Genomic DNA, 12,690 nt, shown 5'->3' on the forward strand with positions numbered 1-12,690 from the left:
CCTCAGCCGCCGCGCTGCGCGCTGAGCCTGGCCCGGAAGCTGCTGTCCTGGGTGGCGATATTCCCGTCGAGCTGATCGCCGGCGATTCTCAGCTCGAACTTTGTGCCGGGCCCGAATGCGACCGGGGCGCCGTCCGCGAGCGGGCGCCACGTGCCCGTCGGCCGTATGAGCGTGATCTGCTTGCCGTCTTCGCTCACCGTGCCCATGGTCGGCTCCAGGACGAACGAGCCGGCCTGATCCTTCCCGCCGTTCATCGAGACCTCGACGGCGTCGCCGTCTCCCGGCCGGATCGTGGCGGTGAGTGGGAGCGTGGCCTGCGCGCCGGCCAAGGAGGCCGTCTCCTGCCCGCGCCAGTCGCCGGTCACCGACGAGCCTCCGCCGGTGAACACGAGCACGGCGACGACGCCCACCACCGCTGCCGCGACGACGGCGGCGATTGCGAGACCCCGACCGTGAGCGGGCGGGCGAGGTTCTCGCTCGCTCGTGCGCCGCGGTGGCGGCGTCGGCTCGGCGGCGCGCTTGGCGACCGGCCGCCGAGCGGGCGCACTCCGAGACGGCACGGTCGGCGCGGGTGGCGCCTCGCCGGCGGCGGCGAGCAACGCCCCGCCGAGCTCGCCGGCCGTCTGATAGCGCGCGTCCGGATCCTTCGCGAGGGCGATGGCGATTGGCTCGTCGAACGCAGTACCGAGCTCCGGCCGGCGCTGGGACGGCACCGGCGGCGCCGTCATCTGGTGCGCCGCGAGCTTTGCCGCTGAGGCGCCCCCGGGAAACGGGGGCATGCCGGTCAGCGCTTCAAGCGCCACGCAGCCGAGCGCGTACACGTCACTCCCCGCATGCGCGAGCCGCTCGACGCGCTCGGGGGCGAACGTGTCGGCGTCGGCGAGGGGTCGTCCGGGGCTCAGCGCCGCGAGTGGCATCACCCCGACGTCGCGCAGCAGCGCGCGGTCGCCGTCGACGACGACCGAGTCCGCGGTCAGCTGGCCGTGGACGAGACCCCGGACGTGCAGCTGATCGAGTGCGTCACCCACGCCTGCCATGAGCTTCGCGGCGCGCAGCGGGTCGAGTGGACCTGAGGCGGTGATCAGGTCCCGCAGCGACTCTCCCTGCGCCGGCTCGCTCGCGATCGCGACGACCCCGTCCTCGAGCGCGACGCCGACGTGCGGCACGAGCCCGCGGTGCCGGACCGCGCGCAGTGCCGCGCTGCGGTTGCGGACCTGCGCCTCGAGCATCATGTCCGCGGGTCCGCGCCGGAGGTGGAGCTCAAGATCGATGGGTGCGCCGGATTGATCGCGCCCGTCGTAGACGGTCGCCGAGCCGCGCCGCCGGCGTGCCTCGAACCGGTCGAACGGCCCCACACGCCCGGGGAGGCCGTCGCCGCTCGTCCCCGTGTGATCGCCGATGTCAGATGCCATGCGCCTTCGAGAAACCCTGACCGAGCTGCCTAGCACTGTCAATCAGGATTCCCGCTGGGTTGACGGCGACCGGCGAGTATGGGTCATTAAGCACATGGGAAAGCAGACCGACGACCCCTCTGACCGTCCTCCGCGGATCGAGGACGAGATCAAGGCGGTTGACGATGAGCGTCGTGCCAACCGGCGATTGATCGGGCAGCTGATCGGCGGCGCAGCCGTCGGTGGGGCGATCACGCACGGGCAACGGATCATCGACGGCAAGCTCGACCCGGACCACGAAACTCCCCATGACGCGCCGGATCCCCAGAACGTAGTGGATGATCCGAGCGCAGGCGATACGTCGCCCGTCAGCGACGTCACCGACGACCCGGGCGAGCACTTTGTGACCGAGACCTACTGGACCCAAGGCATCTACGCCGTCAGTTCCAGCGAACACGACCCGGCGGCCGACCTCGACGACACCTCGCACGACACCGGCGACGTCGACGAGCACGGCGACTACGGGACGGACGTTTAGCCTCCGTCCGGTCTGTCGTCATGCGGACATCGCCGCGCCGCGTGGCGCAGCGGCGTTCGCGGCGTCAGCCGACGAGGCCGGCGGACTGACCGGTGGCCCGCGCGAAGCGGCCGCGGCGCGCGATCGCGTCCGTCGGCGAGGCGCGGCCGCCTTCGGCCAGCAGGGCCGCGAAGGCGTCCTCGCCGAGTGAGCTCCGGGCGCCTTCGAGGGCACGCTCCTGGATCACGGTCACCGACTTCCACGGCGGCGCGCCGATGCGCCGGTGGATCGCCGCGGAGGCGCCCGCCAACCGCACGGCGTCGACGAAGCTGCCGTCCAGCGCCGCCTGTGTCGAGAGCCCGGCCAGCGCCTCGGCGACGTTGAACTGATCGTCGACGTGGCGCGCGAGCGCGAGACAGTCGAGGAAGCCGAGCCGCGCGACCTCGCCGCTGCCGCGCGCGAGGTCCAGCCACGCGTTGCCGATCAGCGGTTCGACCAGCCGGCGGTCGTCGCCGAGCCGGCGACGGAGCTCCAGCGCCTCGCTCAGCAGGTGCTCGGAGCGATCCAGGCGCCCGTGCACCATGGCGTAGAACCCCTGCTCGCCGAGCGCGGACGCGACCCCGTACGGATCGTTCGCCACGCGGTAGAGCGTCAGCGCCTCGTCGGCCGTGTCCGCCGCGCGCTCCCAGCGACCCGCGCGCTCGTGCGCGCCCGCGAGCGCGAGCATCGTGTCCGCCAGCAGCCCCGGATCGCCCAGGCCGCGGGCGATCGCCACGGCGGCCTCGCACACGCCGCTCGCCAGCGGCGAGTCGATCAGCACCGCACGCCGGCCGAGCGCCGCCAGGACGCGGGCCACCAGCGCCACATCGCCCAGGTCCTGCCCGACCGTCAGCGCGTGCTCCAACGGCGCTTCGGCGTCGGCGAAGCGCGCCTGGGCGATCGCCAGCTGCCCGTCCCAGTACAGCCCGGCGGCCCGCCGCGGGCTCGGGTCCGGGTCGAAGGCCTCGAGCGCCTGCGCGAGCCACCCGCGCACCTCGGCCACGTGCGCGTCCCACGGCAAGGTGCGCGCGAAGGCGATCGCGATGCGCAGCGCGTCCTCGGCCTCGCCCGCGCGCAGTAGGCGCTCGAACGCCACCCGCAGGTTGCCGCGCTCGCGGGCCAGCCGCGCGAGCCACGCGCGCCGGTCCCCCTGCGCCGCCGCCTCGGCGGCGCGCTCCGCGTAGGCGAGGAAGTACGCGCTGTGGCGCGCCTCGACCGCCGACAGGTCGTCGACGTGCGCGGCCGCGTACTCGCGCACGGTTTCGAGCATCGCGAGCCGCGGCTGCGCGTCCTCGCCCACCTCCATCACGACGAGCGAGGTGACGTCCATGATCGTCGCCAGCAGCGCTTCGGCCGGCTCCCCGGTCTCGCAGACCGCGTCGCAGGCGTCCAGCGACGCGCCGCCTTCGAAGACGCTGAGCTGCGCGAGCAACGTCCGCTGCGCGGGTTCGAGCACCTCCCAGGACCATTCGAGCGTCGCGCGCAGCGAGCGCTGGCGCTCGGGCAGGTCGCGGGGACCGCCGCTGAGCAGGTCGAGCCGCTGCTCCAAACGCTCCAGCAGCGCGGGCAGCGGGAGCATGCGCGCGCGGTCGGCGGCCAGCTCGATCGCCAGCGGCAGCCCGTCCAGGCGCGCGCAGATGGCTTCGACCACGGCGTCGTCGGGAACCCAATCGGGCCGCGCCGCGGCGACGCGGGCCGTGAACAGCGCCGCGGCGTTGGAGCCGGCGAGCGGCTGCACCCAATAGGCGTGCTCGGCGGTCAGCCGCAGCGCCGCGCGGCTTGTGGCGAGCACGGTGAGATGGGGCACCGCCGCCAGGACCTCGGCGATCTGGCCGGCGTCCCCGAGGAAGCGCTCGACGCCGTCGAGGACCAGCAGCGCGCTGGCGCCGTGGGTGGCGCGGGCGACGCGCTCGCCGAGCTCCGGCGGGGTGTCGGCGACCACCCCGAGCGCAGCGGCCGCGGCGGTGACGAGCACGCCCTCGGACCCGCCCAGGTCGGCGTAGGCGACGCCGCCGGGGAAGCGCCCGCCGACGGCCCGCGAGGCCTCCAGCGCCAGCCGCGTCTTGCCGACGCCGCCGGCGCCGACGAGGGTCACCAGCCGGACTTCCGGGCGCGCGAGCAGCGCGCCGATCTCGGCCAGCTCGCCCTCGCGGCCGATGGTCGCGTTCGCCAGGGCGGGGAGCGGCGCGTCCAGCACCCCGGCCGGCGTCTCCGCCTCCAGCTCGGGGTCATGGGCAAGGATCATCGCCTCCAGCCGGCGCAACTCGGGGCCTGGCTCGAGCCCGAGCTCGTCCAGCAGCCGCCGGCGCCCCTGGCGCATCACGTCCAGCGCGTCCGCCTGGCGGCCGGAGCGGTACAGGGCGAGGATCAGCTGCCCCCGCAGCCGCTTGCGCAGCGGGTGTTCGGCGACCAGCGTCTGGAGCTGGCCGACGAGCTGCTCCGTCTGCCCGCGCGCGAGGTCGGCCGCGATCCGCTCCTCGATCGCTTCCAGCCGCAGCTCCTGCAGCCGCGCGATCTCGCCCTGCGCGAACGCGTCGCCCGGCGCGTCGGCGAGCGCCGCGCCGCGCCACAGCGCCAACGCGGTCGAGAGCTGCTCGGCCGCGCGGGCCGGTTCCGAGCGCCCGGTGCGCGCGGCTTCCACCAGCGCCTCGAAACGGCGGCTGTCGATGCACTCGCGTTCGAGTTCGAGCGCGTAGCCGCCGGCGTCGCGGCGCACCGGCAGCTCGGCGCCGAGGCGGGCGATCTGGTCTTCCAGCGCCTGCTCCGGGGCTTCGGGGGGCTCGTCGCCCCAGACGGCCTCGACGAGCGCGCCGGCGGGCACGGGCTGCGGGGCGCGCAGCGCGAGTGCGACGACGAGCCGCCGCTGCGCGGCGCCCTCGATGCGCGTTGTGCCGTTCGGACCCACGATCTCCAGAGGGCCCAACAGCCTGACGTCGATCCCGGTGTTCATCGCTTGAACAGAGCGGACCGTACCGGGGGAAGGCGGCCCTGTCGACTCTCTCAGGAGCCGGGTGTCAGCGGGACGGGGTCGCGCCCGCCTTCGCGGTCGCGCCGGTCGAGCACGGCCAGCAGCGCATCGACGACACGTGGATCGAAGTGGGATCCGGCAGAGGCGATGATCTCCGCACGCGCCTCCGCGATCGTCCACGCCGACTTGTAGGGGCGCTCGTGCAGCAGCGCGTCGAACACGTCGCACACGGCGACGATCCGCCCCTCGAGCGGGATCGCCTCGCCGGCGAGCCGCTTCGGATAGCCGCTGCCGTCCCAGCGCTCGTGGTGGGTGCGCGCGACGACCTCCGCGGTCCGCAGCAGCCCCGAGTCGGAATCGGCGAGGAGCTCGGCGCCTTCGGAGACGTGGCGGCGCATGACCGCCATCTCGTCGTCGGTGAGGCGGCCCGGCTTGCGCAGGATGTCGTCCGGCACGCCGATCTTGCCCACGTCGTGCAGCACGCTCGCGTGGCGCAGCTGCTCGGCGGCGCTCGGTGAGAGGCCGAGCTCGAGCGCGACCTCGCGACAGAGCCGGCTGACCCGCTCGATGTGATCGCCGGTGTCGTCGTCGCGAAGCTCGGCCGCGCGGGCGAGCCGGCGCACCAGGTCCAGCTGGGTCTCGGCGAGCTCCGCGGTGCGCTCCAGGACGGCGAACTCGAGCTCGGCGTTGTAGCGCGTCACGCGCCCGCGGGCGGCGATCACGGCGGCGGCGCTGGCCAGCGCCGAGGCCGACAGCGCGGCAGCCAGGCCGACCACCGGCAGGGCGACCGGGATCACCGCCCCGCGGTCGAACGCCAGCTGCGCGAGGGCGACGTACACCGCCCCGGCCAGAAGGCCGGCGAAGACGCCCCGGACCGGGCCGAGCACCAGCACCAGCAGCGGGCCGACGGCGGCGAGCCCGAGCGTGAGCAGCAGCCGGACCCAGCCGGGAACGGGCTGCAGCGGGTTGTCCGCCAGCGCCGTCCAGATCCCGTTGGCCAGGATCTCCGGGCCGGACAGCATGGCCTCGCCGGGCGCGGACACGGGATGGACGTCCTGCAGCGCCGGAGCGGTCGCGCCGACGATGACGGTCCGCCCGCCCAGCTGTGCGGCCCCGACGCGCCCGCGCAGGACGTCGGCGAACGAGTAGGTGGGAATGGTGCCGGGCCCGCCACGGAAGTCGATCAGCGCCTTGCCGTCGTCGAAGCGATCGGCGGCCACCGGGTCGCCGAGCAGCCGCGCCGTCACGACCGGCACGGTCGCCAGGCCGGTGTCGTCGCGCCGGTAGCGCCGGATCATCCCGCCTTCCTCGTACGGGAACGTGCTCGCGGCGGCGACCGCGCCGCCCGCCTCGGCGAGGGACTGCTCGCCGCCGAGCACCCGGGTCCCGCCGTGGCCGTCGCTCTCCCCGGTCGCGAGGACGACGTGCTTCGTCCGGGCGACCGCGTCGTAGAGCGCGAGGTCGTCGTCCTCGCGGTCCGAAGGCTCGGTGAACTGGACGTCGTAGACGACCTGGCGGGCGCCGGCGGCGCGCAGGCGATCGAGCATCTGCGCGTGCACCGTGCGCCGGAAGGGCCAGCGGGTGTCGAGCTCGGAGAACGTCCGCTCGTCGATCGCCACGACCGCGAGCCCGTGGACCGCCTGCGTGCCGCGCACCGCGAAGCGCCCGTCGAGCGAGGACTGCTCGGTGCGGTCCAGCAGTGGTGACGCCGCGACTGCCGCCAGCAGGCCGAAACATCCGGCGAGCACGATCAGCCAGCGGGTCATCGCGGCGTGAAGCGCTCCTGCCCGGCCTTGAGGATCACCGCGAGCCCGCCCTTGGTGTCCCACACGCGAACCGAGCCCTCGGTGACACGGACGCGCGTCCCGGCGCAGGTGTCCTCGGTCAGCCAGCGCGTCCCGCGCACGGTCGCGACGCTGCTGCGGCCGTGCGTGCGGAAGCTGCCGCCCTTGTCGCTGCCCCACACCCGGCGCTTGCGCGGCTTGGGCTTGCCGGCGGCGGAGACGTTTGCGCGCTTTCCGCAGGCCAGCGGGCCTGCGAGCGTCAGCTGGGTGATCCCGTTGCGCAGCTGGTTGACGCGGAACTTGCCCGAGTCAAAGCGCCCGGTCTGCGTCTTGCCGTCGGCCTTGGCGGAGAGCTGGACCCGGCCGTTGCTCGTGTTCAGGAGGGTCTGCATCGGCACGGTGGCGGTGCCGCTGAGCTTCGCATAGGCGCGCTGACCCGGAATCTTGAGTGAGACGGTGCCACTGATCACTTTGACCACGACGGTCTTGCCCTCGACGGGCCCCGGCGTGGTCGTGGCGACGGGTGCCCGGCCGGGAAGCGTGATCGGGATGCTCGCCGTCGCGGCGGTGCCGGCCTCGTTGACCGCGGTCATCCGGACCTGCGTGGTCGTGCCCGGGGCGAGTCCTGCCAGCGCGAGCGAGACCGGCACGCTCGCCGTGGACGCGGGCACGCGGGTCGTGCCGAGCGCGCGCCACGTGCCGTCCGCATTCTGCGCCTCGGCACTGACGTCGGTGTCGAGGCCGTTCGGGCTCACCGTGGCGTCGATCGTGCCGGAGCCGCCCTGGAGGCTGTCGATCCGGGGCGGGACCGTCACGCGCACGAGGAAGGGCGCGCGGTCGAGGGTCATCCACATGTGGCCGTCGGCGCCCGCGGCGATGTCGACGCCGTTCGCCTCGCCCGTGGAGACGGTGCTGGTGGCGCCGCCCGGCTCGATCCGCGTCGCACCGCCGGGACCCGCCGCCCAGAGGGCGCCGTCGGGGCCCGCGCTCAGCGCCGTGGGCGCTGCCGCGGTCGCGATCGGCGGCGCGCCGAGCCGCGTGACGGCGCTCCCGACGGCGTACCACAGCGAGTCCAGCGGGCCGTTGGCCAGCGAGCTGGGGAGGGCGCCGACGCTCTGCCAGCTCAGCTCGCCCTTCGTGGTGATGCGCCCGAGGCCCTGCGCGCCGACGAACCAGAGCGCGCCGTCGGCGCCGGGCGTGATCGCGCGCGGGTCGCTGGTGCCGTCGAGGCCGTTCGTGAAGGGGGTGATCGCGCCGGTCGCGGGATTCAGGGAGACGATGGCGTCGGGCTTGCCGGGGTCGCCGTCGAGCGTCATCCACAGGTTGCCGTCCGGCCCGCCGGTGAGCGACGTCGGCCGGCCGTCGGAGAGCGCGTAGCGGCCGACGACGCCGGCCGCCGTGATCCGCCCGAGCTCGTCGAGCCCACCGGACATCAGGAACCAGATCGTGCTCAGCGTGCCCTCGGGCGTCTGCGCCAGGCCGCGCGGTTGCCGGTTGGCGGTGAAGTTCGGGGTGACGCCACCGCGGTACTCCGAGACCGTGCCGTCGGCCGCGACGCGCGCCACGACTCCCGGATCGGCGGGCAACGCCACGTACATCGCGCCGCCGGCGCCGCGCACGACGGCCTCTCCGGCGCTCGAGAACCCCGGCACAGGGATCGTTCGCGGCGCCGCCGAGGCGCTGGAATAGCTGCTCAGCAGGATGGCCGCCGCGAGCAGCCAGGGGGATAGACGCACGACGGAGATCATCGGCGGGCGCAGGCGCGACTTGAGCGACGTGGCGCGTAGACGCTCATCTCCCTTCGCGCAGCCGCGAGAGGGATCTGCGGGGAGGATCCCCCGTCGTGCGCCACCTGGAAGGCGTCTCTGGGTTTCGTAACCGAACTCCTCAGGAGGCACTCCAAATGAAGTACGCATTTCCTCGCAGGTCCGGCGCCGTGTTGCTCGGCGCCCTGCTGGTGCTGGCGCTCGCGTTGATGACGAGCGCGCGCGCGAACGCCGCCAACGTCCGTGTCGAGCTCGTCAACAAGCTCACGGGCGAAGTGCTCGTGCCGAAGGCATTCGGCGGCATCCCGAAGGGGAGCGTCGGCATGTCGTTCTCCGGCCCGCACCTGAAGTCGCACACGTGGGAGAAGGAGGCGTTCGGCAACGCCGCGATCTATCACCTCGGCAGCGACACCTCCAAGTGCCTGACGGGCTCCACCAGCTCCAACCTCGTGACGACGGAGCCGTGCAACCACGCGCAGAACCAGGTCTGGCAGCAGGGCCTTGGCTCAGCCGCGTTCCGCGAGCTGCGCAACATCAAGACCTCGCGCTCGCTCAACGCCCAGGACGCCAAGCAGAACGGCACGACGTTCTCGAAGCTCGCCGATCAGCAGTTCTTCACCGGCGCAAGCCGCATGCTCTGGCAGGTCCACGTCCTCTAGGCGGACCGCACCCCGCGGCGCGTCGTCATGGCGCGCCGCGGCCAGGCGAAGCGGGTACTTCGTTCTGGTACACCGAGGGTTGAACCAAAGGAGCGTTCGCCATGAAGACCCCGCCGATCGTGTCCCCGCAGGAATGGCAGACCGCCAGTGAGGCCATGCTCGTCAAGGAGAAGGAGCTGACCCGCGCCCGCGACGCCCTTGCCGCCGAGCGGCGGCGGATGCCGTGGATGGCCGTCGAGAAGGACTACCGCTTCGAAGGGCCTGACGGACCCGCGAGCCTGGCGGACCTGTTCGACGGCCGCCGGCAGCTGATCGTCTACCGCGCTTTCTACGCGCCGGACGTCACCACGTACCCGGCGTCCGGCGGCTCCTATCCGGAGCGGGCCTGCGGCGGCTGTTCCTTCGGCGCCGACCAGGTCGCGCACCCGGCCCACCTCAACGCGCGTGACACGACGCTCGTGTACGCCTCCCGTGCGCCCCAGTCCGAGATCGGGGGCCTCAAGCAGCGGATGGGCTGGGAGCTGATCCCGTGGTACACGCTCACCGACGACTTCGACAAGGACTTCGGCGTCGACGAGTGGCACGGCCACAACGCCTTCATCCGCGACGGCGACCGGATCTTCCGCACCTACTTCATCAACGCCCGCGGCGACGAGCAACTCGGCACGACGTGGAGCTTCCTCGACATCACCGCGCTCGGGCGCCAGGAGGCGTGGGAGGACTCACCCGAGGGCTATCCGCAGACGCCCGCGTACGCGTGGTGGAACTACCACGACGCTTACGGCGAGGAGGCGTCTCGGTCAGTGGATCGCGTCGTGTGAGACGACCGCGAAGGGCAGCTCGCCACGGTCGACATCCGGTGCGAGCAGTTCGACCATCCCACCGTCGGGATCGGTCGCCAGCACGCTGATGTGGGTAGAAGGCGACGGTGGCGGCGTAGTCCGCCGTGAAGATGGCGACATGATGGATCCCGCGCATGGCACCTAGCGTCTCATGGCGCCGACCGTCATCACGCGCCGTGACGGTCGTCAAGATGGTGGCGTCGTGTTGGGCTACGTCTACTCGCCGCTGGTGCTCGCCCACGACCCGCCGCCCCCGACGCTGCAGGTCGGGGGCAGGGACTTCACGCTGGGCAGCGCCAACGTCGCCGCGGCGCTGCTGACCGCCCAGGCGCACGAGCTGATCGAGCGCAGCGCCCTGAGCGGCGCGCTGGTGCGGATCGCTCCCGCGCCGGCGAGCGAGGCAGCGCTGCTCGCGGTCCACACCGCGGAGTACCTCGGCCGTCTGCGCGCCGCGTGCGACGGCGGCCCGTGGGACGGCGAGTACGCCCCGGTGACCGCGGCCACCTGGGACGCGGCGCGGCTGACCGTCGGCGGGGTGGTCGCCGCCGTCGATGCGGTCCTCGACGGCCGCGTGCCGCGGGCGCTGGTGCACGCCCGGCCGGCCGGACACCACGCCGAGCCCGATCGGGCGATCGCGTCGACCTACCTGAACAACGTCGCGTGCGGGGTGGAGCACGCCCGGTCCCGCGGCGTCGAGCGCGTGGCGATCATCGACTGGGACGTGCACGTCGCCAACGGCGCCGAGCGGATCTTCTGGGACCGCGACGACGTGCTCGCGATCTCCCTGCACCAACAGGACTGGTACCCCGCGCACGCCGGTGCGCTGCGCGCGACCGGAGGCTCCGGTGCGGAGGGAACCACGGTCAATATCCCGCTCCCGCCCGCGACCACCGACGCCGGATATCACCTCGCCGTGGACGAGATCGTCGCGCCGGTCGTGCGCGCGTTCCGGCCCGATCTGATCATGGTCGCGGCCGGCCAGGACGCATCGGTCTTCGACCCGACCGGCCGGATGCTCGTCTCCGCCGGCGGCTTCCGGTCACTCGCCGCGCGCGTCGCCGATCTCGCCGACGAGCTCACCGGCGGGCGCCTCGTGGCCGGCACCGAAGGCGGCTACAGCCCGATCTACAACCCGTTCTGCCTGCTCGGCGTGCTCGAAGGGCTCTCGGGGGAGAGCGGGGGGATCGCCGACCCGTACGACGACGACGCCACCGTGCTCGCCGCGCGCGGCCCGGCCGACGACCGCGTACGAGCCGCCATCGCCGCCGTGCGCGCCGCGCAGCCCCGCTGGTTCAAGCACTGACCGCCCGGCAGCGGATGTCACAGGACCTCGCGCCATCCGGTCCTGGAAGGCATGAGAACAACCATCGTGCTCGTCCACGGCGCGTTCGCCGAGTCCTCCAGCTGGAACGATGTCATCGACCCGCTGCTCGAGGCCCGGCTTCACGTGATCGCCGCCGCCAACCCGCTTCGAGGGCTGGCGGCCGACGCCGCGGCCGTCACCGACCTCGTCCGCTCGATCGACGGGCCGGTCGTGCTCGTCGGCCACTCCTACGGCGGCGCGGTCATCACGAACGTCGACGCCGACGCCGGCGAGATCGTCGGGCTCGTCTACGTCGCGGGCTTCGCCCCGGACGCCGGCGAGAGCTGCTTCACGCTCGCGGGCAAGTTCCCCGGGAGCACCCTCGGCGAGACGCTGGAGACCGTCGCGCGGCGGGACGGCACCACCGACCTGTCGATCGCGCTGGATCGCTTCAACGAGCAGTTCTGCGCGGACCTGCCGGCCAACGTCGCGGCGCGCATGGCGGCGACGCAGCGGCCGATCACCCGCGAGGCGCTCCTCGAGGCATCAGGTGAGCGCCCGCTGTGGAAGGAGTTGCCGTCCTGGTTCGTGTTCGGCGGCAATGACCGCAACATCCCGGTCGCCGCCCAGCGCTACATGGCCGAGCGCGCCAGTGCTCAGCGCGCGGTCGAGATCCCGGGCGCCTCGCACGCGGTGGCCGTCTCGCAACCGTACATCGCGACGGACCTGATCCTCAACGCCGCGTCGCTGCCCGCGCCGGCCTAAAGCTCACAGGCGGTGAGGAGCTCGGCCGGCGGCAGCTTCGCCCGCAGGCCGGGCTTCTCGCCGGTCGTGATGTACGCCGTGACCGCGCCGACCAGCTCGCAGAACGCCGCGGGGCGGGCGGCGGGGGAGTACAGCGTCCGGCACTGCAACCACGTGGCGTACTCGGACTGCAGGTCGAACCCGAGGCCGAGCGCCGCGTGGCCGAAGACGTCGTGGACGACGCGAAGCTGGTCGAAGGTCGTTCCGAGCAGCGGATGACGCTCGTCACATGCCAGTGTCATCGACCCGCGCTCCCGCAGCTCGGCGCAGAGCTCCGCGGCGCTGTCATAAGGATCGGTCTCGCCGTCGACGTAGTGCACGCGGACCCCGAGGTCGCGGCGGGCGATCTCGAACAGCCGTGCGGTCTCGCGCTCGAGCGCCGCGTAGGAGCGCCGGACGGGCCCGGTGGGCGCCGCGTCGTCGAGGAACCACGCGGTCACGGACTCCGCCAGCTCAGGGCGCAGGAAGCCGGTCGTTCTCAGCACGCTCGCCGGCGGCGGGGCCTGGCGCGCGTGACGGTCGACGACGAGTTGCGCACGACGCCACGTCGGGAACAGTTCGCGCGGCAGGTTGTCGATGATCTGCATAGGGCGAGTCTCCTGCCGCGCCGCTGCGTT

The 12,690-nt window shown here is 73.3% G+C and carries 10 protein-coding genes; 5 read left to right on the forward strand and 5 right to left on the reverse strand.

The features are described 5' to 3' along the window. Positions 1-2 precede the first annotated feature (2 nt). Positions 3-1,412, reverse strand: a complete 1,410-nt coding sequence (locus OM076_RS05980) for a protein kinase domain-containing protein (protein ID WP_270038574.1) — start codon at positions 1,410-1,412, stop codon at positions 3-5. 94 nt (positions 1,413-1,506) lie between these two features. On the opposite strand from OM076_RS05980, the gene OM076_RS05985 reads away from it, so the two are divergent. Beyond that, positions 1,507-1,929 carry a hypothetical protein gene (locus tag OM076_RS05985; RefSeq protein WP_270038575.1) on the forward strand — a complete coding sequence of 141 codons (423 nt, stop codon included), beginning with the start codon at positions 1,507-1,509 and terminating at the stop codon, positions 1,927-1,929. A 64-nt stretch (positions 1,930-1,993) separates the two neighbouring features. On the opposite strand, the gene OM076_RS05990 is transcribed toward OM076_RS05985, so the two are convergent. Genes OM076_RS05990 through OM076_RS06000 form a run of 3 tightly spaced genes read right to left on the reverse strand, consistent with a single transcriptional unit; the run spans position 1,994 to position 8,435 of the window. Beyond that, on the reverse strand, positions 1,994-4,897 hold the full coding sequence (locus OM076_RS05990; RefSeq protein WP_270038576.1) for an ATP-binding protein: 2,904 nt from the start codon (positions 4,895-4,897) through the stop codon (positions 1,994-1,996). Positions 4,898-4,947: 50 nt separating this feature from the next. Further along, complete coding sequence (locus OM076_RS05995; protein ID WP_270038577.1) at positions 4,948-6,681, reverse strand: CHASE2 domain-containing protein; 1,734 nt, start codon at positions 6,679-6,681, stop codon at positions 4,948-4,950. After that, positions 6,678-8,435: a virginiamycin B lyase family protein gene (locus OM076_RS06000; RefSeq protein ID WP_270038578.1), complete on the reverse strand. Its 1,758-nt coding sequence runs from the start codon at positions 8,433-8,435 to the stop codon at positions 6,678-6,680. Before OM076_RS06000 ends, OM076_RS05995 begins: the two co-directional genes overlap by 4 nt. Before the next feature lie 167 nt (positions 8,436-8,602). Here OM076_RS06000 and OM076_RS06005 point away from each other — a divergent pair, with 167 nt between their 5' ends. The 4 genes from OM076_RS06005 (at position 8,603) to OM076_RS06020 (ending at position 12,034) form a co-directional block, all read left to right on the forward strand. Beyond that, the gene (locus OM076_RS06005) at positions 8,603-9,124 is read left to right on the forward strand and encodes a ricin-type beta-trefoil lectin domain protein (protein WP_270038579.1); all 522 of its coding nucleotides are present in this window, start codon (positions 8,603-8,605) and stop codon (positions 9,122-9,124) included. A 101-nt stretch (positions 9,125-9,225) separates the two neighbouring features. Then, positions 9,226-9,945, forward strand: coding sequence for a DUF899 domain-containing protein (locus OM076_RS06010; protein ID WP_270038580.1), 720 nt, complete (start codon positions 9,226-9,228; stop codon positions 9,943-9,945). Positions 9,946-10,168: 223 nt separating this feature from the next. Further along, positions 10,169-11,269, forward strand: coding sequence for an arginase family protein (locus OM076_RS06015; RefSeq protein ID WP_270038581.1), 1,101 nt, complete (start codon positions 10,169-10,171; stop codon positions 11,267-11,269). A gap of 51 nt (positions 11,270-11,320) precedes the next feature. Beyond that, a complete protein-coding gene (locus OM076_RS06020) occupies positions 11,321-12,034 on the forward strand; it encodes an alpha/beta fold hydrolase (RefSeq protein ID WP_270038582.1) in 714 nt (237 codons plus the stop codon). Here the strand turns inward: OM076_RS06020 and OM076_RS06025 are convergent. Then, a complete protein-coding gene (locus tag OM076_RS06025; protein WP_270038583.1) occupies positions 12,031-12,660 on the reverse strand; it encodes a hypothetical protein in 630 nt (209 codons plus the stop codon). The genes OM076_RS06020 and OM076_RS06025 overlap by 4 nt on opposite strands. Positions 12,661-12,690: the final 30 nt, after the last annotated feature.

The organism is Solirubrobacter ginsenosidimutans, assembly GCF_027587205.1.

Coding starts and splice junctions, on each gene's coding strand:
- OM076_RS05980 (WP_270038574.1), bottom strand. CDS start 1,412: ATGGCATCTGACATCGGCGATCACACGGGGACGAGCGGCGACGGCCTC.
- OM076_RS05985 (WP_270038575.1), top strand. CDS start 1,507: ATGGGAAAGCAGACCGACGACCCCTCTGACCGTCCTCCGCGGATCGAG.
- OM076_RS05990 (WP_270038576.1), bottom strand. CDS start 4,897: ATGAACACCGGGATCGACGTCAGGCTGTTGGGCCCTCTGGAGATCGTG.
- OM076_RS05995 (WP_270038577.1), bottom strand. CDS start 6,681: ATGACCCGCTGGCTGATCGTGCTCGCCGGATGTTTCGGCCTGCTGGCG.
- OM076_RS06005 (WP_270038579.1), top strand. CDS start 8,603: ATGAAGTACGCATTTCCTCGCAGGTCCGGCGCCGTGTTGCTCGGCGCC.
- OM076_RS06010 (WP_270038580.1), top strand. CDS start 9,226: ATGAAGACCCCGCCGATCGTGTCCCCGCAGGAATGGCAGACCGCCAGT.
- OM076_RS06020 (WP_270038582.1), top strand. CDS start 11,321: ATGAGAACAACCATCGTGCTCGTCCACGGCGCGTTCGCCGAGTCCTCC.
- OM076_RS06025 (WP_270038583.1), bottom strand. CDS start 12,660: ATGCAGATCATCGACAACCTGCCGCGCGAACTGTTCCCGACGTGGCGT.